22 protein-coding genes are annotated in these 22,604 nt (G+C 50.8%); 10 read left to right on the top strand and 12 right to left on the bottom strand.

The window, feature by feature from the left end:
• Positions 1-6 precede the first annotated feature (6 nt).
• From AC14IB_RS03155 to yaaA, 7 genes are all read right to left on the bottom strand, one after another.
• Positions 7-681, bottom strand: coding sequence for an NADH:ubiquinone reductase (Na(+)-transporting) subunit D (locus AC14IB_RS03155; RefSeq protein WP_484230517.1), 675 nt, complete (start codon positions 679-681; stop codon positions 7-9).
• A complete protein-coding gene (locus AC14IB_RS03150) occupies positions 681-1,466 on the bottom strand; it encodes a Na(+)-translocating NADH-quinone reductase subunit C (RefSeq protein ID WP_484230516.1) in 786 nt (261 codons plus the stop codon). Before AC14IB_RS03150 ends, AC14IB_RS03155 begins: the two co-directional genes overlap by 1 nt.
• Complete coding sequence (locus AC14IB_RS03145; RefSeq protein ID WP_484230535.1) at positions 1,459-2,694, bottom strand: NADH:ubiquinone reductase (Na(+)-transporting) subunit B; 1,236 nt, start codon at positions 2,692-2,694, stop codon at positions 1,459-1,461. The genes AC14IB_RS03150 and AC14IB_RS03145 overlap by 8 nt, the downstream gene beginning before the upstream one ends.
• A 33-nt stretch (positions 2,695-2,727) precedes the next feature.
• On the bottom strand, positions 2,728-4,062 hold the full coding sequence (locus tag AC14IB_RS03140) for a Na(+)-translocating NADH-quinone reductase subunit A (RefSeq protein ID WP_484230515.1): 1,335 nt from the start codon (positions 4,060-4,062) through the stop codon (positions 2,728-2,730).
• Between the two features lie 175 nt (positions 4,063-4,237).
• Positions 4,238-5,686 (bottom strand): glyceraldehyde-3-phosphate dehydrogenase, encoded by a 1,449-nt coding sequence (locus tag AC14IB_RS03135; protein ID WP_484230534.1) that lies wholly within the window; start codon positions 5,684-5,686, stop codon positions 4,238-4,240.
• Positions 5,687-5,728: 42 nt separating this feature from the next.
• Entirely contained in the window at positions 5,729-5,992 is a 264-nt protein-coding gene (locus AC14IB_RS03130) for a DUF1244 domain-containing protein (RefSeq protein WP_484230514.1), read from the bottom strand.
• On the bottom strand, positions 5,989-6,774 hold the full coding sequence (yaaA, locus tag AC14IB_RS03125) for a peroxide stress protein YaaA (RefSeq protein WP_484230513.1): 786 nt from the start codon (positions 6,772-6,774) through the stop codon (positions 5,989-5,991). The genes AC14IB_RS03130 and yaaA overlap by 4 nt, the downstream gene beginning before the upstream one ends.
• Before the next feature lie 131 nt (positions 6,775-6,905).
• Here yaaA and AC14IB_RS03120 point away from each other — a divergent pair, with 131 nt between their 5' ends.
• The 3 genes from AC14IB_RS03120 to AC14IB_RS03110 are packed head-to-tail and all read left to right on the top strand — an operon-like array spanning position 6,906 to position 10,358.
• A complete protein-coding gene (locus AC14IB_RS03120) occupies positions 6,906-7,793 on the top strand; it encodes an MBL fold metallo-hydrolase (RefSeq protein WP_484230512.1) in 888 nt (295 codons plus the stop codon).
• Positions 7,794-7,823: 30 nt separating this feature from the next.
• Positions 7,824-9,197, top strand: coding sequence for an ABC1 kinase family protein (locus AC14IB_RS03115; RefSeq protein WP_484230511.1), 1,374 nt, complete (start codon positions 7,824-7,826; stop codon positions 9,195-9,197).
• Between the two features lie 6 nt (positions 9,198-9,203).
• A complete protein-coding gene (locus AC14IB_RS03110) occupies positions 9,204-10,358 on the top strand; it encodes a GGDEF domain-containing protein (RefSeq protein WP_484230510.1) in 1,155 nt (384 codons plus the stop codon).
• Between the two features lie 16 nt (positions 10,359-10,374).
• On the opposite strand, the gene AC14IB_RS03105 is transcribed toward AC14IB_RS03110, so the two are convergent.
• Positions 10,375-10,875 carry a hypothetical protein gene (locus AC14IB_RS03105; protein ID WP_484230533.1) on the bottom strand — a complete coding sequence of 167 codons (501 nt, stop codon included), beginning with the start codon at positions 10,873-10,875 and terminating at the stop codon, positions 10,375-10,377.
• 154 nt (positions 10,876-11,029) lie between these two features.
• Here AC14IB_RS03105 and AC14IB_RS03100 point away from each other — a divergent pair, with 154 nt between their 5' ends.
• Both AC14IB_RS03100 and AC14IB_RS03095 read left to right on the top strand, forming a co-directional pair.
• The gene (locus AC14IB_RS03100) at positions 11,030-12,187 is read left to right on the top strand and encodes an acyl-CoA dehydrogenase family protein (RefSeq protein ID WP_484230509.1); all 1,158 of its coding nucleotides are present in this window, start codon (positions 11,030-11,032) and stop codon (positions 12,185-12,187) included.
• Between the two features lie 179 nt (positions 12,188-12,366).
• The gene (locus AC14IB_RS03095) at positions 12,367-14,196 is read left to right on the top strand and encodes a long-chain-acyl-CoA synthetase (protein ID WP_484230508.1); all 1,830 of its coding nucleotides are present in this window, start codon (positions 12,367-12,369) and stop codon (positions 14,194-14,196) included.
• Between the two features lie 38 nt (positions 14,197-14,234).
• Here the strand turns inward: AC14IB_RS03095 and AC14IB_RS03090 are convergent, their stop codons facing one another.
• From AC14IB_RS03090 to AC14IB_RS03080, 3 genes are all read right to left on the bottom strand, one after another.
• Complete coding sequence (locus AC14IB_RS03090; protein ID WP_484230507.1) at positions 14,235-15,209, bottom strand: alpha/beta fold hydrolase; 975 nt, start codon at positions 15,207-15,209, stop codon at positions 14,235-14,237.
• Between the two features lie 15 nt (positions 15,210-15,224).
• A complete protein-coding gene (locus AC14IB_RS03085) occupies positions 15,225-15,878 on the bottom strand; it encodes a division plane positioning ATPase MipZ (RefSeq protein ID WP_484230506.1) in 654 nt (217 codons plus the stop codon).
• An 88-nt stretch (positions 15,879-15,966) separates the two neighbouring features.
• Positions 15,967-16,647 (bottom strand): glutathione S-transferase family protein, encoded by a 681-nt coding sequence (locus AC14IB_RS03080; RefSeq protein WP_484230505.1) that lies wholly within the window; start codon positions 16,645-16,647, stop codon positions 15,967-15,969.
• A 121-nt stretch (positions 16,648-16,768) separates the two neighbouring features.
• Between AC14IB_RS03080 and AC14IB_RS03075 the strand changes: the two genes are divergently transcribed.
• Both AC14IB_RS03075 and AC14IB_RS03070 read left to right on the top strand, forming a co-directional pair.
• Entirely contained in the window at positions 16,769-17,245 is a 477-nt protein-coding gene (locus AC14IB_RS03075) for a PaaI family thioesterase (protein ID WP_068859903.1), read from the top strand.
• A complete protein-coding gene (locus tag AC14IB_RS03070; RefSeq protein ID WP_484230504.1) occupies positions 17,242-17,652 on the top strand; it encodes a PaaI family thioesterase in 411 nt (136 codons plus the stop codon). The genes AC14IB_RS03075 and AC14IB_RS03070 overlap by 4 nt, the downstream gene beginning before the upstream one ends.
• Before the next feature lie 12 nt (positions 17,653-17,664).
• On the opposite strand, the gene AC14IB_RS03065 is transcribed toward AC14IB_RS03070, so the two are convergent.
• Positions 17,665-18,165 carry an endonuclease gene (locus AC14IB_RS03065; RefSeq protein ID WP_484230532.1) on the bottom strand — a complete coding sequence of 167 codons (501 nt, stop codon included), beginning with the start codon at positions 18,163-18,165 and terminating at the stop codon, positions 17,665-17,667.
• A 27-nt stretch (positions 18,166-18,192) separates the two neighbouring features.
• On the opposite strand from AC14IB_RS03065, the gene AC14IB_RS03060 reads away from it, so the two are divergent.
• From AC14IB_RS03060 to AC14IB_RS03050, 3 genes are all read left to right on the top strand, one after another.
• Positions 18,193-19,350 (top strand): tyrosine-type recombinase/integrase, encoded by a 1,158-nt coding sequence (locus tag AC14IB_RS03060; protein WP_484230503.1) that lies wholly within the window; start codon positions 18,193-18,195, stop codon positions 19,348-19,350.
• Positions 19,343-20,959, top strand: coding sequence for a hypothetical protein (locus AC14IB_RS03055; protein WP_484230502.1), 1,617 nt, complete (start codon positions 19,343-19,345; stop codon positions 20,957-20,959). Before AC14IB_RS03060 ends, AC14IB_RS03055 begins: the two co-directional genes overlap by 8 nt.
• Positions 20,956-22,604 (top strand): site-specific integrase (locus AC14IB_RS03050; protein WP_484230501.1); only part of this gene is annotated, 1,649 nt, incomplete at its 3' end. The genes AC14IB_RS03055 and AC14IB_RS03050, both read left to right, overlap by 4 nt.

The raw sequence follows: 22,604 nt of genomic DNA, 5'->3' as shown, positions 1-22,604 counted from the left end.
GCTCCGTTAATGCGTCTGCTGTGCCTTGGAATTCGGCGCAATGCGGAACTCATCTTTTTCTTGTTGCTCAGGTTTCCAGCTGCGTAATGCCCAAATGATGAAGCCGATCAGGAAAAACGCTGACGGCGGCAGCAACATTAAGCCATTGGGTAAATACCAGCCGCCCTGCGAAATGGGTAGCAGTACCGGCAGCCCAAACCATGTGCCCGCGCCAAAGATTTCGCGCACGGTGCCGACAACCAACAGCAATGCTGAATAACCTAAACCATTCCCCAAGCCATCCATAAAGCTTCGGCCCGGAGGATTTTTCATGGCATAGGCCTCGAGCCGACCCATGACAATACAGTTGGTAATGATCAAACCGACGAACACCGACATCTGCTTCGCAATGGCTGGCGAAAAGGCCTGCAAAAACTGATCAACAATAATCACCAGCGATGCCACCACCACCATCTGCACGATAATGCGGATGGCGTTGGGAATGAAGTCGCGAATCATGGAAATAAACAGGTTGGAAAACGCTGTGACCACGGTCAGGCCGATAGACATGGCCAACGCCGTTTTCATGTTGGCAGTCACCGCCAACGCCGAACAAATCCCCAACACCTGAAACACCACCGGGTTGGTATTAAGAATGGGCTGAACCAAAATATCGCGAATGCTTTGCTTGTCGGACATCATCAAACTCCTGTCTCGCGAACCTTGGCCAAAAACTTACGGAAACCTAAGTCGCCTAACCAAAATTGGACTAAATGCGTAACACCATCACTGGTCAGCGTGGCGCCAGATAGGGCATCAATTTGATGCACTGCTTCCGGTTTTTCCAAGTTCACGCCTTTGCGTAAAGTCAAAACCGGCGCGCTCTGCACATCGGCATACACCTGTTTGCCTGCCCAACTTGCTTTCCACGAAGGGTTATCGACTTCCCCCCCCAAGCCAGGCGTTTCTGCATGCTCGGTAAAGGTAATGCCAGCGACGGTATTAGCATCACTTTTAAGCACGAGATAGCCATACAGCGTTGACCACAGGCCATAGCCTGAGATTGGCAGAACCAAGCGCGAGGCTTTACCATCCGGGCCACGCAGTACATAGACATCGGCTTGCAAGGCACGACGCTTAAGACTCGCAATGTCTTGCTCAGGCGTGAGTGCAATGGATTTCTCGGGATCACGCGTGGCTTTACGTTGGTCGTAAGGATCATCAAGAGTCAAACGACGATACGCACCGGTGTCCAAGTCGACCAAATAACGCTCTAAACGAGCAAACTCGCTTTGGACTTGCGCAGCGCTGCCCTCCCCTTCAGCCAATATACCGACTGCCGACAAAATCTTTCGCTGCTTATCTAACGCACGGTTCACTTCTTGTATCGGCTTTAACAGCGTAACGGCAGCAGCCAACGCAATGGAGCACACGACCGAGAGAACAACGGCGACCGTAATGGTTCGGGCATTGGATTCATTAGACATTTCGTGCTGCCCTCCGCTTAATGTTGGCTTGAATCACGAAATAGTCGATGAGTGGCGCGGTCAGGTTGGCGAACAAAATGGCCAGCATCACCCCTTCCGGATACGCCGGATTCACGACACGAATCAACACCGTCATGATTCCAATCACCGCACCAAAAATCCAACGGCCCGTGTGCGTCATGGCCGCAGAAACAGGATCGGTGGCCATAAACACCATGCCGAACGCAAAGCCGCCGAGCACAAAATGCCAATACCAAGGCATCGCAAACATCGGGTTGGTATCTGAACCCACTGCATTCAGGAGGAGAGACGTCGCCATCATGCCCAGTAAAACACCTGCCATGATTCGCCAAGAGGCCACACGGGTGGCCAGCAAAATAACAGCGCCGATCAGAATGGCGGCGGTGGAAACTTCACCCACCGAACCCGGAATGGCACCGATAAACGCATCGAACCAGGTCAGCGGCTGCAAACCACTTTCGCCAATACGTTGGATATTTTCGTAACCTGACGCACTGGCCTGGCCCAGCGCGGTTGCGCCAGTAAAGCCATCAATGGCCTGACCCCAGAGACTCGGATTAGCGGCTGTCCACACGGTATCGCCAGAAAGTTGTGCCGGGTAAGCAAAAAACAAGAATGCACGACCCGCGAGCGCCGGGTTGACAAAGTTCTTTCCGGTGCCACCAAAGACTTCTTTCGCCACGACCACGCCAAAGCTGATTCCAAGTGCCACTTGCCATAAAGGAATGGTTGGCGGACAAATCAAGGCAAAGAGCACGGAGGTGACGAAAAAGCCTTCATTCACTTCATGTCCACGCTTTTGGGCAAACAGCACTTCCCAGAAACCGCCAACCACAAAGGTGACCAAGTAAATAGGCACAAAATAGGTCGCGCCATAGATAAGACAGTCCCACCAGCTTTGATGGTCAAAGCCTGCCACTAAACTAATCACTGCCACGCGCCAGGCTTCTGTGAGCTGATCTGGGCTGGCCCCTTGGGCATTTGCCAAGAGCAACAACGCTTGATTTCCGACGTTCCACATCCCCAACAGCATGGCGGGGAACGTCGCGGCCCAGACAATAATCATGATGCGTTTCAGGTCTATAGAATCACGCACATGAGCAGCCGCATGAGTGACTTTTTTCGGGCTGTAGAAAAAGGTATCAACGGCTTCAAACAACGCCGCCCAGTTCTCATGCTTGCCACCTTTCTGAAAGTCGGGCGCCATGTCTTCTAATTTATTTTTTAGCCAGCTCAAGACTTAGCCCTCCTTTTCAATGCTGGTTAGCACATCGCGCAGAATGGGCCCGTACTCATATTTACCCGGACAGGCATACGTACACAGCGCCAGATCTTCCTCATCCAACTCTAAGCAACCTAAGGCCTGTGCTTGATCGGTATCTCCAATTAACAAGCTACGCAGCAGCTGTGTCGGCAAGATATCCAGAGGCATAACTTGCTCATAAGTGCCAACAGGCACCATGGCTCGTTCTGAGCCGTTGGTACTGGTCGTTAACGGAAATGTTTTTCGCAGGAATTTACCGAGGTACAGATTGAGCACTGAACTGCGATGTGTGCCGGGACGGAAGTAGTGCAGCAACTCGCGCTCGCGCCCCTCAGCCAAGGCCGAAACTTGCAAGTGGTAGCGCCCCAAATACCCCTCGGCACCCTGCGCATGACGTCCCGACAAGACTGAGCCCGAAATCACTCGGTTTTCGCCGGGCGCCAACTCACCCGCGGTCAATTCAGTTAAGCAAGCGCCCAAACGCGTCTCCACCAAACGTGGACGCTGCACAACCGGGCCCGCTAGGGAGACGACACGGCGAGTGTCTAATCGCCCAGAAACGAATAAACGCCCGATCGCCATCACATCCTGATAGTTCAGGTGCCAAACCGTGCGTGACGCAGAGGCCGGCGATAAAAAATGAATATGGGTGCCGACGAGTCCTGCAGGATGAGGTCCGGCAAATGACTCCACGGATGCCGGACCCGTGGCGAATGTCGCCTCGGGTGAACGCACCAGCCATAACTTTTGGGTGAGACGAGACAGGACCGTCAGACCATCGACAAAGGCTTGCTCATCCTGAGCGATCACCACAGAGGGGTCAGCTGCCAGCGGATTAGTATCCATAGCGTTGACAAAAACGGCGACTGGCACAGTGCCTGGCACCGGCACCTTACTAAACGGTCGCGTCCGCAGAGCAGCCCATAGACCCGATGCCAGTAGCTGAGATGTCACCTGGCTCGTATCAAGTGTTGCTAGTGCGGCACGATCGTAGGCCGTAAATGCCACGGACTCGGTGTTGCTCTGATCAACATCAATAACCAAGGAAATAAATGCTCGTCGCGCACCACGATGAATGGCGCGAACTCGCCCACTGGCGGGGGCGGTAAAAATCACATCGGTATTTTTCTTATCCGAAAACAACGCCTGCCCTGTGATAACGGCATCGCCTTCAGCCACTTTCATGGTGGGTTGCAGTCCGGGATAATCGGCTCCGAGTACCGCGACGCTGTTAACTTGAGCAATCCCTGTCAGCATTTGAGCTGGCGCACCTGCTATGGGCAGGTCCAGCCCTCGCTTGATTTTAATCATGAGTTATTCCACAGCGAATCATTGTTTTGTACGACCAACGAAGTACAGCGCGCAAGCCGATTCCTTCGACAGCATATCGACTGGATTATAGTGAAATGCAGCATCATGAAAAGCAAAACGGGAGCCGAAGCTCCCGCTTTTAGACCAGCTGCACAACGCCGGAATCAGGCTTACCTCAGCCCTCAATAGGCAGATGCAGGTAGTGCGTGCCGGACACTTGCTCAGCAATACGCATGACCTGACAGCTGTAACCCATCTCGTTGTCGTACCAGACATAGAGGTTAGCGCGATTGCCATTCACGATGGTGGCTTGGGCATCGAAGACACCTGCCGAACGCGACCCGATAAAGTCAGATGACACCACTTCCGTGGAGTTCGTAAAGTCGATCTGATCTTGCAAGTTCGAATGCAGCGAGACCTGACGCAGGAACTCGTTAATCTCTTCCTTGCTAGCGGCCTTCTCCAGCGTCAGGCTAAGAATAGCCATGGACACATTCGGCGTCGGTACGCGAATCGAGTTACCGGTGAGCTTGCCGAGCAGTTCCGGCAGCGCCTTGGCCACGGCCTTGGCAGCACCGGTTTCGGTGATGACCATATTGAGCACGGCGGAACGACCACGGCGATCAGCCTTGTGGTAGTTGTCGATGAGGTTCTGGTCGTTGGTGAACGAGTGCACAGTCTCAACGTGGCCAGACAGAATGCCAAAATGGTCGTTCATGACCTTGAGCACGGGGGTGATGGCGTTGGTGGTGCAGGACGCGGCAGACAAAATGGTGTCGGCATCGGTGATGGTGTCGTTGTTGACGCCATAGACCAGGTTCTTGATGTTGCCCTTGGCCGGCGCCGTGAGAATCACGCGAGTCACGCCCGGGCAGGTCAGGTGACGGCCGAGACCGATGTCATCCTTGAGCTTGCCGGTATTGTCGATGAGCAGCGCATTGCTGATGCCATAGGCGGTGTAGTCGATATCTTCCGGCTGCGAGGCGTAGATGACCTTGATAAAGTTGCCATTGGCGATGATGGCTTCGTTTTCTTCATCGACCGCGATGGTGCCTTCGAACGGACCGTGGATGGAGTCACGACGCAGCAGCGACGCACGCTTCTGCAGATCGCCATCGGTGGTCTTGCGCACGACGATGGCACGCAGACGCAGACCGCCCAGATTGCCGGCTTTCTCAATCAGCAAACGCGCCAGGATGCGGCCAATACGACCGAAGCCATAAAGCACAACATCGCGTGGCTCGCCCTGCGGCGTTAAGCCAATGCCCGGCTGCACAGCAGCGGCAACAAAGGCGCGCAAATCACTGCCATTGCCGTTTTCACGGTAATCAATGGCGAGCTTGCCGATATCAATTTCGCAAGTGCCCACATCCAGCGCTGCAATGATTTCAAGGATAGGGAAGGTATCAACCACCGACAGATCACCGGCAATCATACGGACGCGACGGTGGCTCTTGAGGATTTGAATAACCGAACGATTGACCAAGGAGCGACCAAAAACCGTCACCACGACGTTGCGCTCGCGGGCTAGGCGGCCCAGCACCGGAATCATAGATTCGGCAATGGCTTCACGGTTTTTCCAGCGACCAAAGTGGTCGGCTTGCAGGGCTTTAATGGTTTCCACGGACACGGTCAATTCCTCGTAAAGCAAAATTAGGGCGCGAGTTTAAGGCTTTTGGTGGGCTGCCTTCCAGTCCTCATAGGGCATGCCATACACCTGCTGACGAGCGGCAGCATCCGATAAGGCGATTCCTTGCTGCTCAGCTTCCGCTCGAAGCCACTTAGACAGGCAGTTACGACAGAAGCCCGACAAGTTCATCAAATCCATATTTTGCACGTCAGTGCGCACCTGCAAATGCGCTACCAAACGGCGAAAAGCAGCCGCTTCAAGTTGTAGCTGCTGCTCGGCAGTTAAGGCTTGAAAGCTCATGGCGATACTCCTTCGCGACGTGTAAATACAAGGGTTTGGCCCGAGCTAAGGGCACTATTAAAGGCATAGCCGTCCACGTCAAAATCGCGCAGATCGTTAGGTTGGCGAACATCGTTTTGTAACAGCCATGCCGCCATACGGCCCCGGGCCTTTTTGGCAAAAAAGCTAATCATTTTATATTGGCCGTTTTTTTCGTCTTTAAACTGTGGCGTGTAAATCGTGGCATTTAATTTTTTCGGCTGAACCGAACGGAAGTATTCATTTGAGGCCAAATTGATTAACACATCATCGCCCTGCTCTGCTAACGCTGCATTCAATGCCTGCGTAATACGTTCACCCCAAAAATCGTAAAGCTGCTTTCCTCGCGGATTCGGCAGTTCAGTGCCCATTTCAAGTCGATAAGGCAGCATCAAATCCAAGGGCCGTAACAGCCCATAGAGCCCCGATAAAATGCGTAAATGCTGTTGTGCACGCGCTAATTCAGTGGCACTCAAACGCGTCACATCCAAGCCGGTATAGACATCACCCTTAAAAGCAAACAGTGCCGGTCTCGCCTCAGGCTCAGAAAATTCCTGATGCCACGTCTGAAAGCGCGCCACATTGAGTGCAGCCAGTTTGTCTGAAAGCGACATCAGTGTAGCCACTTGCGCAGGCGTGTAATCGCGCAAAACTGCCACTAACTCAGCAGAGTCGCTTAGGAAGCCTGGGCGTGAAGTCGCTAAATCAGCAGGTAAGGGCGACTCATAATCCAGGGTTTTGGCAGGCGAAATCACGGTAAGCATGGTGGTATCTCATCAGGCACATCGATCAAGTCGATAAAATTAGCCACTAGTATAGAGGCCTGACCTGCGCTGCCAACGCTACGCTGTGATAAAAGCGCAGCATGAATTTCAAAATGCTGTTGAGATAACCCATGACACCCAGTGCTACCGATGTTGCCACTCAGCACGATGTGACCATTTCGCCCGGTGTGGCCGTAGCGCTCAGCCCCCGCGTCACCCGGATTACTGCGCCCAATGCCAGCATGATGACGGGCCCCGGCACCAACAGCTATTTGCTGATTGGCCGAGATAACGTGGTTTGTGTCGATCCAGGCCCTGCGGACGAACAACATTTCTCAGCGCTAATGCAGGCGGTCGCCGATAGTGGCAAGCCACTGACCCATATATTGTTAACGCATACCCATCGCGATCATTCACCGGGGTGCTCCGCTCTGGTCGCTGCAACCGGGGCTCTGGTCTTCGGCATGTCGCCCTTAGCCAGTGATCCCAGCCAAGACCGTGACACTGAGATTAATCACACTCTTCAAGACGGGGATTGCTTTCAGGACTTGGGATGGCCGTTACACGTCATCCACACGCCCGGCCATGTTGAAAACCATCTTTGTTTTCATGCCCCCGAGGATGGCTGGTTAATTACCGGCGACCATCTTATTCAAGGCTCAACAGTGGTCATCATTCCGCCTCATGGCCGCCTTGGAGACTACCTAGCATCACTGCGTAAGCTGCTGCCCTTGCAGCTGACCGCATTATTGCCGGGCCACGGGCGCGTCATGGCAGATGCCAACCCTGTTATTAACGGCACACTGGCGCATCGGCAGCAGCGCGAAGATAAAGTCCTGCGCTGCCTGACCCATAGCCCCCAAGCTCTCGCTGACCTGGTGCTCACGGTGTATGACGATGTTGCACCCTGGCTCCATGGCATCGCCAAGTACAGTCTGCTGGCTCACCTCATTAAGCTCGCCGAAGAAAATCGAGCGACGGAAAGCGCCGAAGGCTGGCAAGCAGTTCAGGTAAACTAGACCGAAGATTTATTGCACAGGAAAGCTTGCATGAGCGATGACCGCTTAACTCGTCTCAAAACAGGTGCGTTTGAGCGCCGCTTTTCCATTGCCAAAGCCTCGCTGGTGGCTGGGTCGCGCATGGCAGCATCGGCTGCAGGCTCGCTCTTTGCCGCGCCAGAAAACCGTGCCAGCACACGCCGTAAAGCCCTTGGCGAACAGGCCGAGTACTTAGTGGGAGAGCTCGGCAAACTCAAAGGCAGCGTGGTCAAAATTGGTCAGATGATGGCGTTGTATGGCGAGCACTTTCTGCCACCCGAAATCACCACGGCGTTGCATAAGCTCAACGACAGTACCACGGCATTAGAGTGGTCCTCGTTGGAACCATTGGTGCGGACTCAGCTGGGCAGCCGTTTCAACGAACTCGACATTAATCCTGAGCCGCTTGGCGCGGCCTCACTGGCGCAGGTGCATCGGGCACGCCGTCGCAGTGATGGCGCCGAAATGGTATTGAAAATTCAATACCCGGGCGTGGCTGAAGCCATCGACAGCGACTTAAATTTGGTCACCCAAATGCTGCGGCTAACCCGAGCCGTGCCACAAACACGCGAGTTCGACGAGTGGCTAGAAGAAGTTCGCATGATGATGCATCGCGAAGTGAACTATCCGCTGGAAGCAGAAACCACGCGGCTTTTCCGAGAGTTTCTGAAGGACGACCCGCGTTTTGTGGTGCCGAAAATTTTCCCCGAATACTGTGGTGATCATTTGCTGGTGATGTCGTTTGAGCACGGCGTACCCGTTAACAGCGACGCCGTACTTAGCCTGCCAGCAGCGCGCAAAAATGCGCTGGCTATCGCAGCCTTAGAAATATGCTGCCAGGAAGTGTTCCAGTGGGGCCAGATTCAAACAGACCCCAATTTTGGCAACTACCTCGTGCAAATTTCTGTGGATGCCAACGCCCAACTCGACCGTATTGTGCTGCTGGACTTCGGTGCTGTGCGCGACTTCCCTGCCGACATTCTCGACCTAGCTCGCGGCATGACCCGTGCGGCTTTTCATGCCGATCGTGATGCTATGAAGGCCGCCATGAAAGGCTATCGCTTTTTCGACGGTATGAAGCTCGGCACGTTGGAAGGCTTTATTGACCTTGCCTTTCTAGCCTTTGAGCCTTTCGCTGAAAGCAGCAAAGTGCCACGTGAGCTGCTTAACGCCGAGGGCGCTTATTGCTGGGCTAAAAGCAAGTTACACATTCGCGCGACCTCAGCAGCAGCTCGCTCCGCTGCGACGCGGCATTTCACTGTGCCGCCCAAAGAGTTCATGTTTCTTAGCCGAAAACTCATGGGCGCTTACACTTTTATGACGGTCATGGACGCCGAAGTGAAAGCCCGGGATTTGCTGTCTAAATATGTGATGTCTGGGAGCTAAGCCATCATGCTGCTGAACCGGAATCTGCGTCTGCGCCTCGCTGCCGCCTTGGAGTGGAGTGCCGTAGACAAGTCGCTCATTCTGATCGCGTTGCTGATTCCGTTATATTTTCAGTACATTCTCTGGTCGCTGTATGTGCTGAATCGCACCGATAGAGACGCCTTGATTCATGTCGATGTCGTGCATTTTTTCATGGTCGTGGAAGCTTGGCTGATTCTCGCTGGCATTGGCCTTGCCCTAGTTGGCCTGTTATTGCGTCGCCGCTGGCCCAATTTTCTGCTGTATCAATACGTGACACTACAGTTCTATGCCCTGAGCTTAGTGTTGATGAGCTACTCCATCGGCACCCTGTCGTTCTGTGCTGGCGTGGTGCTGCTGGGCGGCCCTATTTTTGGCTTCATCTTGCATAATCGCCTCCCCGTGTGGTTGGCCTTCATCACAGCATTATTCGCGATTGTTGGGCTGAGCTATGCCAGTGTCTTTGGCTATATTCCTTACGCTCCTGTGCGGATGGTGTCGACTGATCAGGCCAGCGATTTGTTCTGGATGAACAGTACGCTTTTCTTTGCCGCGCCATTTTTGGTTTTCCTCACCTTAATGGCCGATCAAATGCTGGCTTGGTGGCGGGTACGCGAAGAACGCATCCATCAATTGAGTCGAACCGATGCCCTAACCAACCTGCATAATCGCCGCAGTATTCTAGACTTGTTAGACCAAGAGCTTGTACGCATTCAGCGCAAGCCTATCCCACTCTCCGTTGTTATTTTGGATCTCGACCACTTCAAAAAAGTGAACGATACCTGGGGCCACCCCATGGGCGACCGTGTCCTGCAAATAGCAGCTCGTGTTCTCCGCGAGACCCTGCGCGAAAGCGACCATGTGGGCCGTTATGGCGGCGAAGAGTTCATGCTGATTTTGCCCGACACGCACCTCGCCGAGGCCATGATCGTGCTCGAACGTTGCCGCCAGCAGCTTATGGCTGCTGACGTGATAACGGACAACCAAACCCGCTTACAGGTCACGGCTAGCTTTGGCCTAGTGTGCCAGAACCGAGACCCGCAACTGACTTCGCAAGAGCTAATTCATTATGCAGATGAAGCGCTGTATTCGGCCAAGGCCAAGGGTCGCAATTGCATTGAAACTCGAACCCTAACGGGCTAAAAACCTCAGCGAAGCACTAGAGCAGTCGCTGAAACAACCCTGCCACCAATACCCCTGCGCCGACAATTTCAACCACGGCCAACACACCCATAAAACCGTGCAGAAGCCAGCCCGGCAGCGTAAAGCGACCGAGGCGATGCGGCTTGGCCAACTGGTTACGGGTGTCATTGAGCCAGCCGTGAATGAGGTAGGTAAACACGGCCGCAAAGAAGAACACGATGGGGCCGGTGGTGGCCAGCCAAGTGACACTCACCGACCACGGGCTCAGCGCAGCCATCGCGGCCATTAATAAAGCGGCAAAGGCATAGAGCAGGGATGCCCGGTGTGCAATGTCTACATAGTAAGGCGCTCTCGCCTGCGGGCTTTTGGCAATCGCCAGGTACTTCCAAAGTCCGGTCAGTAGGCCTGTCATCAATAAAACACCCGCCGAAAGCAGTGCAATACGCACACTGCTTTGGTGGGGTGCTGCCCATGCCAAGGCGTCCACACCAGGAGTCAAAATGGGTTGTAAATGCATATTCACGTTAGCTAACACAGTGACTCCAAAATAATCCGTTTGAGCTTTTGCAAAAAAGTTCGTCACCGTCTATGTTACGTGTGACTTTACGGTCAGCGCGAATCCGACCGCGCCTTCAAGCATAAATAGCCGGCGTTTTTTAAGGACTTTTACCATGCGATTTACCGAAGAACACGATGCACTGCGACGCACTGCCCGCCAGTTTGTTGAAAACGATGTCAATCCGCATGTGGATGAGTGGGAAGAAGCCGGTCGCTTCCCCGCTCACACCTTATTTAAAAAGATGGGTGATTTTGGCCTGCTTGGTATCTGTAAGCCCGTTGAAGATGGCGGTTCGGGTTTGGATTACTCCTATAACATGGTCGTAGTTGAAGAGTTAGGCCGCATTGGTTGTGGCGGCATTCCCATGGCCATTGGCGTGCAAACAGACATGGCAACCCCGGCCATTGCCCGTTTTGGCTCGGCTGAATTGCGCGCTAAATTTCTTCGTCCGGCTATTGCCGGCGACATGGTCGCTTCAATCGCAGTAAGTGAAGTCCACGCGGGCTCCGACGTGGCTGCCATCAAAACGCGCGCCGTTAAAGAGGGCGATGAATATGTCATTAACGGCTCGAAAATGTGGATCACTAACAGCTTGCAGGCCGACTTCTTTTGCTTGCTAGCCAACACCAGCGATGAAGGCCCCTACAACAATAAATCGCTGATCATCGTGCCGTCGAAGACGCCAGGTATCTCCTTCTCCAAGCCCATTAACAAGCTCGGTCAGCGCAGTTCGGATACGGCACAAGTATTTTTTGATGACGTGCGCGTGCCGCAAACCAACGTCATTGGTGGTGAAGGCATGGGTTTCATGATGCAGATGATGCAGTTCCAAGAGGAGCGCATTTTCTGTGCCGCCAGCGCCCTCGGCGGGCTGACCAAGTGCATTGAACTCACCACCGAATATGCCCGCTCACGCATGATTTACGGCAAGCCTCTGCTGGACCAGCAAGTGGTGCATTACCGATTGGCCGAGCTGCAAACTGAAATCGAGTGCTTACGCGGTCTCGTGCACTCGGTATGTGAGCAGCATGTGGCTGGCGAGAATGTCACCATGCTGGCTTCTATGGCCAAGTTAAAGTCAGGTCGTTTAATGCGCGAAGTGACCGACAGTTGCCTGCAGTACTGGGGCGGTCAAGGTTTCACTTGGGATAATCCGTTGGCGCGCGCTTACCGCGATGGCCGTCTCGCCTCCATCGGCGGCGGTGCCGATGAGGTCATGCTCGGCATCATCTGCAAGCTTAACGGCACGTTGCCAGGCAAAAAACGCTAAGTATCTGCGCGGGTCAGGGTTAATTCTGACTTTGACCCGCGTCACTCGCCTGTCAAGTCTTGCGAGACTGGTGCTGCACAGTTAAGTTACCCGCACGCAATAGAGCGCCCAAACGCGCTCTTTTTTTTGTTTGCGCGACCGCTACGGCAGGTCGCCTAGTCTGTCGAGGACACACCCACATGGCCCAACATCAAGACGTCATCAGCCCCATTGATTTTCTGCGCAAAATCCCAGCGCTCGCGTTAAAAGCACCTCGTATGGTACGCGGCCTGATGATGGCCAATAGCACCGACAATACAGAAACCGTAGGCTTAGCCTGGGCCATTGAAAAAGCCACCATGGAAAACCCCCATGGCGTTGCCATTTACTACCGCGACTGCAAGGTGACTTATGCTGAATTAAATCAGTGGTCCAATCGCATTGCGCACTACTTCTTAGCCCAAGGCCTGCAAAAAGGCGACGTCGTTATTGTACTGATCGAGAATCGTCCAGAACTGCTCGCTACAGTTGCTGGCTTGGCGAAAATCGGCGTTGTATGCGCCATGGTAAACACGGCACAAACCGGCAAAGTACTCACGCACAGCGTGAACTTGGTTAAACCCAAACGCATCATTGCCGGTGCCGAATGTGTGCAAAACCTGATTGATGTTCAGGACTCGTTAGACGTCGACACAAAAGATTGCTTCTGGCTCGCCGATGCCGACACTCGCACCGAAGTCGGGACAGCACCCAACGAATGGCACAATCTCGCTATCGAACTGCAGGGCTGCCCGAGCTACAACCCGCCAACCACCAAGAACACCTTCCGCAAAGATGGTCTGTTCTATATTTACACCTCTGGCACCACCGGCCTACCCAAGGCCGCCGTGTTCAATCACGGCCGTTGGATGAAGGCTTACGGTGGCTTTGGCTTCACCTTCAACCTCGGCAAAGACGACGTACTCTACGCCACACTGCCCTTCTATCACGCCACGGCCATGGTGGTCTGTTGGGGCTCCGTGCTAGCCGGCAATGCCGGTATCGCGCTACGTCGTAAGTTCTCTGCCAGCGAGTTCTGGGATGACTGCCGCAAATTCAACGCCACCGCCATCGGCTATGTGGGCGAGCTCTGCCGTTATCTGCTGGAGCGTCCAGCCAGTGCCGCGGATCGTCAGCATCAAGTCCGCAAAATGGTCGGTAACGGCTTGCGCCCGAACATCTGGGGCAGCTTCAAGGAGCGCTTCGGCATCGAAGAAGTCGCAGAGCTCTACGCCTCGTCGGAAGGCAATGTGGGCTTTACCAACATCTTTAACTTCGACAACACCGTCGGTTTCTCGCCTATGCCTTATGCATTGGTGAAATATGATAAAGATGCCGAAGCGCCCGTGCGCGACAAAAAAGGCCGCATGATTAAAGTGAAGCGCGGTGAGGTCGGCCTACTGATCGGTGAAATTACGGATAAAACACCGTTTGATGGCTACACCGATCAGGGCAAAAACAGCTCCTGTATCTTCACCGATGTCTTCACCGCCGGTGACAAGTACTTCAACACCGGCGACCTCATGCGTGAAATCGGTTTCCGTCATGCCCAGTTCGTTGACCGTACCGGCGACACTTTCCGCTGGAAAGGTGAAAACGTTTCAACCACTGAAGTCGAAAACATCATGACTGCCCACCATGACCTCGCCGAGGCGGTGGTTTATGGCGTGGAAATTCCTAACACCAACGGACGTGCAGGCATGGCTGCCATCACGCCACACGCCGGTATGACGACGGATTTTGCAGGGCTGTATCAGCACCTGAAGCGTGAATTGCCAAGCTATGCCGTACCGGTGTTTCTGCGCGTGAAAGCCGCCATGGAAACCACGGGCACATTCAAATACCAAAAGGCTGGTCTGAAAAAGGAAGGTTTTGACCCCAGCCAGTGCAACGGTGAGGCATTGTATGTGTTGCTGCCAGGCACTACAGCATATACCCCGTTAGACAATGCAATGTTTGCCGACATCTTGGCCGGCAAGTTCCGCTTCTAAGGCCACTCATGCTGCATCGCGACAAGCCACCAGATGTTTTAGGTGGCTTGTCGCCAATGCTGTCGCAGAATTCGCGCCGTTACGCGCGGCACTTCGACCATGGGTAAATGACCAATGCCATTCAGAATGGTCACCTTCGCATGGGGAATTAGTCGCTGAAAGACATCGCTACAGCTCACATGCAAGACCTTATCGTCCCGCCCCCAGATCACCTGCGTGGGAGCAACCACACTGGAAAACGCTGGCAGCTCTGGGTCCGGGCTCAGCGCCAAAAGCTGGCGAAACAAATGCTCATTCACGTGTCGTCGAGAAATTAAATCGCTAGACATCGCAGGGGCCATGAGGGCAGCTAGCCAGCGACTCGACATGGTCATCCTCAATAAATCAAAAACACCTTTAAGATTATGGGCAATCAAGCCATTGCGCCCTTGCAGCAATCCCAGCTCAAACGGCGTGTGCTCCTTACCGGCGACCCCAGCTGCATTCATGAGGGTCAGCGAGCGCACGAGATGTGGATAGCGGCCAGCCAATAATCCACTCACCCCGCCACCCATTGAGCTACCGACAACATGCGCAGGCCCTGATACCGCAGCGGCCAGCCAGGTCGCCACGCGACTGACTTGCTCATCCATGCCATAAAGCGCATCCGCATGAAACTGGCTTTCCCCCCAACCGGGAAGATCTAGGACAAAGACTTGGTAACGCTTTGCCAAGAACGGTAGAAGCGGCAACCAGTTTTCCTTGCTGGCGCCAAAGCCATGCAAAAGCACGACGGGCTCACCGTCTCGATTGCCACCTTGTAGCCAGACTAATCGATGCCCATCCACCCGCATGTGCTGCTGCACCATGCCCGTCACGGTGCCATGTAAGCGATTTAATAAGGGCAATAAACTCCGGCTTCGCCAACTCTGCACGCGCTCGAGTTTCGGAATTCGGCCCTTAGCCAAATACACGGGCGCCACTTCAATAATGAACTCGCGCTCGATACGCTGGGTCAACTCGGTGATGGGCAAACGCGGCACTCCTGGTCAGTCGAGCTTTAGCTGTTGCTTTAACTCTTGGTAAAAAATGGCGAACTCTGCGCTTGCTTTTGCATCGCTCCACTCGAGTACAGATAGTCCACGCCCTAATGCCTCTACATACGCCGTGCGTTGTCCTAAACGGGACTCCAATTGCTTTGCCCGCAATAACCCAGCGGTATCTGCTAAAAATTGCTCTGTTGCCTTACTCGTTCGCAGGCGGTTCCAGACCAGCCGGGCTTTTAAGCGTTTACTGGTGCGCTTTCCTTCGCGAATGGCCTCCATCAGCTGCTCAGTCGCCCAAACATCAGCGGCTGAGGCCGTTAGAGGCATGACGACCAAGTCGCTGTAAGGCAAGACTTCACGCAAGTATTTAAGACTGCGCGGCGGTAGATCTATGACCACCACATCGCATTCACTTTCCAAGCGCTCTGCGGCCAACGCCAATTCATTAACCGATGACGCGGTGAGGACCTCAAAAGCTGGCTTATTGTTATGTGGAGTCTGACGAATCGCAGCCCAGCGTGCCGATGTGCCTTGCGGCATATCGGCATCAATTAATCCGGTGTGGAACTCTTGCGACAGCGCGGCAACCAGATTGGTCACCACCGTACTTTTTCCGGCTCCCCCTTTCAGTTGAGCAACGGAAATAAACTTGGCCATGGGTGCTTCAACTCGATATCCATAATGAGCTGAGTCTAGTCAAAACCGACCCAGAATACTGTTTCAATTTAATGACAGGCGTATCAATTTAAGCTTGGGCCTTAAGCCATTGAGCCAAACGTGGATGCTGTAAAATGATTGGCCCCATGCGCTGACTGGTTCGAATCACCTCGGATAGCTGAGTAGCCACTGCGATATCCGCAATGGTTCTACTTTCACCTACTAACCAGCCCGTGGCGGCTAGAGTGACTTCGATGCGCGCCAAATGACGGTGAAACTCAGCTTCTACATCCTCGCTGGACAGACGACCCAGGCCTTGAAAGTACAGCATCGCTTTCAATGCAGTTTTTAACATCGGCTTCATCACCATACGTTCGTAGGTGGGGCGGCCCAACATCGCAACATCTACCGCCGCATTTAAGGCCACCGGGTCATTGACGCGAAAATACACTTCGTAAAAGTACAACAGCTCATCAGACCAGTCTTCCCATAGCTCGACCTGCGCCTTTAGCAGTGAGTTGTGGGGGTAAAGACGCGGCGCATCTGGATAGGCCTCATCTAAATATCGTGCAATACGCGTGCTGTCTTGAATGCGTAAGCCATTAATATCCAACACCGGCACTTTGCCGACTTTGCTCAGCCCTTGCACTTTCGCTGCCAAAGCGCCGTTGTAATTAACCGCCTCAAATGCGATGCCCTTATAGCTCAACGCTTTTGCCACTTTTTGACAAAACGGCGAAATCTCCCACTGGTGCAAGACTACGGTCATATCGATTTACTCATGTGAAAATGAAAGCGTTCACTCAAGATTAGTCGAAATCCAATTGATCACGCGAGTACTGAGTCGCGGTAAAATAGCCTGACTTTCGGCAGCCCGCAGCGGAGTTCACATGAGTCTGCCTTTACCGGTTAAAAACCCAGCACTGTTTAATGATATTGCCCACTGGCTTTGCCATATCCCCCACAGTCGAGTATTGCAAATCGAATTCGTTCAAGGAGAGCGAGGCAGGGCTACGCTTCGCCTGCCATACCAGGAGCGACTCGTTGGCGACAGTCGCACCGGTGTGCTGCATGGCGGCGTGATTACGACCCTGATCGATAACACGAGTGCACTCAGCATCTTCTCGTTACTCGATGAGGTGAGCGGCTACCCCACGCTGGATTTACGCATTGATTATCTCCGGCCAGCCACGCCGGGCCTTGCTGTCTATTGCACGGCTGAGTGCTATCGCATGGGGCGGGAAATTGCCTTTACGCGGGCAACGGCTTATCAGGAAGGTAACACTCAACCCGTAGCCTACGGGGTCGCAACGTTTATGCGACGCCGAAGCTTTAAAGGGGAAGCTGTTCAAGGAGTCACGCCATGAGTCAAAGTACTCAATTAAGTCCAGAGGCGTTACTGGAGTTCTCCCCATACGCGCGCCTAATTGGCATGAAGCTCGCCGTAGTGGACGGCGATTTGCGCTTTTTCTTACCGTTCCAACAGGACAATATTGGCAATGACCAACTGCCGGCATTGCATGGCGGCCTGATCGGCGGCTTTATGGAGATGGCCGCCATCATGCATTTGCTGTGGATTCGGGAAAGCCATGCTGTGCCACGAACAGTCGATTTCTCCATTGACTATTTGCGCCCCGGACTTGCCCGCGAACTCTTCGCCAGTTGCAGCGTGACCAAGCATGGCCAACAAATTGCCAATGTTCAGGTCAATGTTTGGCAGGACACTCCCGAAAAGCCCGTTGCCGTTGCGCGTGCTCATTTTCTCTTGGACTAGCGCGCTCTTAATTTAGCGCGCGCCAACACGAACTGCGGCAAGTACTAAATCACAATGCTGGGCAACAAACGGGTTACTCACACCCGTTTTTTTCGCAATGACCCGATTGCGAATGCACTCTTTCGCATCCACCGGGTCTTGGCGTGACCATGCCGCAAAGAGTTGCTCACGCTGTTTAGACAGCGTTAAGCCATAACGCTGTCTAAAGTAAAAATACGTGCGTGCCGCATTGCCACGAAAGCCGGGGGTTGGCATGAACACATTCGTTTTAAAATCTACTCGCGATGGACATTGCCCATAGCCCACGCCCTGCTCTCTGGCCAACATCCCGTACTTTAGATTGCCGCGATCGCCATTCACCTCACCCACCACGGGCACCAGGTTATGAGGATCGCCTTCCATCGCAGCAAAGATAGCGTCGTTGGCACTACAATTTTTGCGCCCGCCTTGCTGCCAGCATTGACGCTGTTGCCCAAACTCGGACGCAGGTACGACGTGATTACCACTTGACAGTGTGATATGTGTATCTAGGATGTGTAGATGGACATGATATTAAGCACAAACAAGTTCAAGCTTCATGGTCAAAACTACAGTGGCTTTCCAATACTTATCTCTAACGACGGTAAGGTCGTTGAGGATGCCCTAGATTTTTGTATTGCTTACTTGATCAAGCGCGGCAGAGTGCAATCGAAGAAGTCGTGGAAAACTTATGGAAAAGCGCTGTACCAATTTTTTGGTTGGTGTGAGGCAAATAGCATATGTTGGCGAGACTTAGGTCACGACCGTGAAGCAACAATCCTAGCAGAGTTCAGGGATTGGAATTTAAGCCAAGAGGGAGGAAGCCTTTCTGCAAGAACAGTAAATGCTCGACTCCGACTTCTATGCTCATTCTACCGCCATGCTGCTAATAGAGGTTGGGTACGTAGCCTTCCTTATATGATGGAGTCTATATTAGTTAGGCAACCCAAAGGGTTCCTCGCTCATACAGACTCAAGCGGCGGAATACGAATTAGTCCTGATGTCATGTTGAAGAACCCAAGAACAGTGATTCGGTTACTAAACAAGGAGCAGTCACGAGATCTTCTTAATGCAACAAATAATAAAACGCACCGACTGATCTTTAGACTTTCACTTACTACAGGGATGAGACGTGAAGAGCTTGCTTCTTTTCCCTTAAAATATGTAATAAATCCTGCAACTTATACTAAACATAGATCTTTCATTCGGATAAATCTTGATCCAAGAGATATGACAATTAAGGGCAATCAACCCCGAGGGATCGATATACCTCGCACAGTTATGGAGGACCTATGGCACTATGTTTTGGATCGGCGTCATCAACATGAGACTATCTCTGGCAAGAAGCAACTTACCTTATTTTTGACAGAGTCAGGACTACCCTTTGCCAACGACGGGGCGGCCTTTCTAAATATTGTGAAAAAATCCGGGAAGGTTGCCGGTATTCCTCATGTAAATGTTCATATGCTCCGACACACTTATGCTACTCATACTCTTTACGCGATGATGATGTCGAAATCCCAGACCAATGCTTTGATGTATGTGAGAGATAGGTTAGGCCATGCATCTGTACTAACAACCGAAAAATATTTGCATTGTATTTCGGAGCTTGAGGATGAATTGATGAATAACTTTCAAAGTGAAATAGATAGCATAAGTCGAGAGCTTGCAGATGCGTAAGAAACAGTTTATTTCATTAGCTTCTCGCCCAGCAATAGCAAATATTGGAGATGTGCTTGAAAGTACAGATTTACCGCCTAAAAAAATAGTTATTCATCTTCCTGAAAACTCTGGAACAGTTCGAAATTTGGATTTCAGTAAGTATTACGGATATAAATGCGATCATATAGTATACGCATCACAAAGAGCTCTTGAGCGCATGACTGAGTCTTGTATAAAGACAAATGGAAAAACACTAAGCCCGAGATCCATTGGCGACTACTTCAACAAAGGCTTATCAATATTTCTGCCTTTTTGCGCTATTGTAGCCAGCTCAATAGGGCGAGAATTATACTTAGAAGATTTAAATAAAGATTTAATCGACAAATTTGTTAATTATTTGAGACAATCAAGTGTTGGATTAGTAACCCAAAGAAACAGATATACATATACAAAGTCGGTGTTAATCTATATGGAAAAGTCGGGCTGGATTGCTCGATTGAATTATCCTAGAAACCCATTTCCTCATTCTAACCGCGCACAAAGAGGTATGACCTCGCTTTGCGAGACTGAACGTAAAGACGTTTTGTTGGCTCTTAAATCCGATATGCGAAGTATAATAAATGGAGATAAATCACTTACAACTTACGAGCTCATAATATGTTTGTTAGCGATTGCTGCAAGAACTGGCATTAATCCTACACCGGCATTAGAGCTGCAAACAGATTGCCTTCAGCCACATCCGTTTAAACATGATAGATATATATTGGTTTTCTTTAAGCGACGAGGCTACAATACACATATTCAAAGCCTACGAAGAAGTGCTGATATTGAATCAGTAGTTTCTGCTCTACCTGATGTTGCTAGAATTGTTGATCTAGTGAAACATCGAAATGCACAATGTAGAAATATAAGTAGCTATCCAAATAACTTGTTTGTTTACTCTCCTAGAGAAAATGGCTCATCTGATGAAAAAGGCCGTGTAACAACAAATACTCTATCACGTGAAATTCATAAATTTATTTCCAAACATAATTTAATTGATGCTGATGGGAATCCACTGCAATTAAGTGTCATGCGTCTGCGGAAAACTTTTGAGAATCGTCTATTCAAACTATCTGGTCAAGATCCATTTCTCACAGCAAAACTCGGGGGTCATACATTAAAAGTATCTAACAATCACTACCTTGAGGCTCCAGAGAGTGCCGAGAGGGACTGGAGACTAATGGGTGAGATTAGGGTAGGAGAGCTTCTGAGAATCGGTACTAATAGTAATACCATAATTGAAAATACACCTACAGCTAGATGTTCGGATACGTTAAATGGTGATTTTGCCCCAAAAAATGGAGATCATTGTCAAAGATTTTTAGCATGCTTTAGGTGTCGATCATTTATAGTAACTGGAGATGATCTTTACAGAGTCTACAGTCTTTACTGGATGCTTATTGGAATTAGACAAAATATGGGCGCCAATGCCTGGAAGCGAGTATATGGCCACATCATTAGGATTATTGATAATGAGATTGCACCAAAATTTAATAAAGAATATTTAGATAATCAACGTCAAAAGGCAAAGGATAATCCACACCCTTTCTGGAGGAGTCCAGATCAATTGCAGATAATCACATGAACGAATTTGACTTTCATGTACAACAATTAAGTATTCTTGATTCTGCTAAATCGTGTTCGATTGATAAAAATGAAATTGTAACAGGTATGCGACTTGACGATGGTTCTTACCATGCACTAAGTCGATATAGTGATTCCGTATGGACTCTTCCGGATACTCTTTTTCCAGCCGGCTCATCTCAAAATAACAAAAAATTAAACTTCGGAAGATTACCCTCGCAATTTCAAGAAACAATGAAAATGTGTACGATATTTTTAATGCTAGAGGGTAAAGAAAATATTAAACTCCCCCGAGGAAATACAATCGTTGATTTTGTAAAAAGCTCTACTCTTTTTCTATTATGGATTGAAAGCTGCAATATTAAAAGTCTTAATTTAATATCGCCACTTATATGCCAGCAATATGTACAGCATTGTAAGTCTCAAAAAGGCATTAGAAGCGAGTTTCTATCAATAACCGCGTTAATGACTCGCTTTAGATGCATAGAGAATCTTCATATTCTCAGTCAGAAATGTGAAGATAAAATGCCTCACCCTTGGCCAGATTCTTCTTCTGCACATTTGTCTGGCTATACAGAGCAAGAGAAAAATTTAGAAGCAAAGACAAAAGTAATACCGGACTATATCTTAGGTAAGCTTTTTTTCTCCGCCGTCGAATGGCTCGATCGTGCAGAAGAGATAATAAATCTTCGTACGCAGATCGAAGCCTGGAACTCAGAACATAAATCATGGGATTTTATATATTATCGGATTAATAAACTGGGCTGGAGTCAGAGTACACTGCGTAACGCTGAGGATAATCTGAAAGCTGCGTGTATGTGCATTATATTAATTACTAGCGGAATTCGTATCTCTGAACTCCTTTCTTTAGAACATAACTGTGCATTCACAACTCAAGAAAATGAAGGTGAATCTTTTTATTGGTTGCGGGGAATTTCTTATAAAACAGGTGTAGGAGCCAGCGTATGGATGGTTACGGAGATAACACATCGTGCTGTTCATATTATGGAGAGATTGGCTAATTTTTTCAAAGTAAAACTAATTCAAGAGATTGAAGAGTTACGTTTAAAAAATCCAAAAAGCCCTAATATTGTTAGGTTTAATACGCAAGTAAATTGTTTATTCTTAACCAAAAATAAAAGAATTAACCAAATTGGGACACTTACGAGCCATGGTTTTCTATATAAATTAAAGACGTTTACAACGCATTGCGGTTTAGATTGGCAATTTTCACCTCACCAATTCCGTAGAACCTACGCGGTCTACGCCGCTCATAGTGCTCTCGGTGATTTGCGGTATCTTCGTGATCATTTCAAACACTGGTCCTTAGATATGACAACTTTGTATGCTAAGAATGGCAAGCAAGATGCTGATCTCTATGATTTGATTGGCACAGAGGCCCTAAACTTAAAAATAAACTTACTCGAGCATTGGTTGGAGCCTGAAGCAATTCTTACTGGGGGAGCCTCAGATCAAATTAGGACTTTTTGTGCAAAAAGTGGTGCCTTAACTACAAAAATAGATCGTGCAGAAATGGCTCGAACAATTAGTCCTCTCGTTCACTTGAGAGCCACTGGTGTCGCTTGGTGTACTGCTGATACAGGCGGTTGCAATGGCGGACAAGGTATCGAGAAAACTCGCTGCGG

It is taken from the genome of Perlucidibaca sp. (assembly GCF_057084925.1).
Note: the sequence above shows the minus strand (reverse complement) of the source record. Positions and strands in the feature narration are given on the sequence as shown.

What these genes read in the sequence shown, in the direction of transcription:
- AC14IB_RS03145 (WP_484230535.1), bottom strand. Translation starts at nt 2,694, where the DNA reads ATGGCGCCCGACTTTCAGAAAGGTGGCAAGCATGAGAACTGGGCGGCG.
- AC14IB_RS03075 (WP_068859903.1), top strand. Translation starts at nt 16,769, where the DNA reads ATGAGTCTGCCTTTACCGGTTAAAAACCCAGCACTGTTTAATGATATT.
- AC14IB_RS03140 (WP_484230515.1), bottom strand. Translation starts at nt 4,062, where the DNA reads ATGATTAAAATCAAGCGAGGGCTGGACCTGCCCATAGCAGGTGCGCCA.
- AC14IB_RS03150 (WP_484230516.1), bottom strand. Translation starts at nt 1,466, where the DNA reads ATGTCTAATGAATCCAATGCCCGAACCATTACGGTCGCCGTTGTTCTC.
- AC14IB_RS03110 (WP_484230510.1), top strand. Translation starts at nt 9,204, where the DNA reads ATGCTGCTGAACCGGAATCTGCGTCTGCGCCTCGCTGCCGCCTTGGAG.
- AC14IB_RS03120 (WP_484230512.1), top strand. Translation starts at nt 6,906, where the DNA reads ATGACACCCAGTGCTACCGATGTTGCCACTCAGCACGATGTGACCATT.
- AC14IB_RS03130 (WP_484230514.1), bottom strand. Translation starts at nt 5,992, where the DNA reads ATGAGCTTTCAAGCCTTAACTGCCGAGCAGCAGCTACAACTTGAAGCG.
- AC14IB_RS03085 (WP_484230506.1), bottom strand. Translation starts at nt 15,878, where the DNA reads ATGGCCAAGTTTATTTCCGTTGCTCAACTGAAAGGGGGAGCCGGAAAA.
- AC14IB_RS03100 (WP_484230509.1), top strand. Translation starts at nt 11,030, where the DNA reads ATGCGATTTACCGAAGAACACGATGCACTGCGACGCACTGCCCGCCAG.
- AC14IB_RS03095 (WP_484230508.1), top strand. Translation starts at nt 12,367, where the DNA reads ATGGCCCAACATCAAGACGTCATCAGCCCCATTGATTTTCTGCGCAAA.
- AC14IB_RS03070 (WP_484230504.1), top strand. Translation starts at nt 17,242, where the DNA reads ATGAGTCAAAGTACTCAATTAAGTCCAGAGGCGTTACTGGAGTTCTCC.
- AC14IB_RS03155 (WP_484230517.1), bottom strand. Translation starts at nt 681, where the DNA reads ATGATGTCCGACAAGCAAAGCATTCGCGATATTTTGGTTCAGCCCATT.
- yaaA (WP_484230513.1), bottom strand. Translation starts at nt 6,774, where the DNA reads ATGCTTACCGTGATTTCGCCTGCCAAAACCCTGGATTATGAGTCGCCC.
- AC14IB_RS03060 (WP_484230503.1), top strand. Translation starts at nt 18,193, where the DNA reads ATGGACATGATATTAAGCACAAACAAGTTCAAGCTTCATGGTCAAAAC.
- AC14IB_RS03105 (WP_484230533.1), bottom strand. Translation starts at nt 10,875, where the DNA reads ATGCATTTACAACCCATTTTGACTCCTGGTGTGGACGCCTTGGCATGG.
- AC14IB_RS03055 (WP_484230502.1), top strand. Translation starts at nt 19,343, where the DNA reads ATGCGTAAGAAACAGTTTATTTCATTAGCTTCTCGCCCAGCAATAGCA.
- AC14IB_RS03115 (WP_484230511.1), top strand. Translation starts at nt 7,824, where the DNA reads ATGAGCGATGACCGCTTAACTCGTCTCAAAACAGGTGCGTTTGAGCGC.
- AC14IB_RS03080 (WP_484230505.1), bottom strand. Translation starts at nt 16,647, where the DNA reads ATGACCGTAGTCTTGCACCAGTGGGAGATTTCGCCGTTTTGTCAAAAA.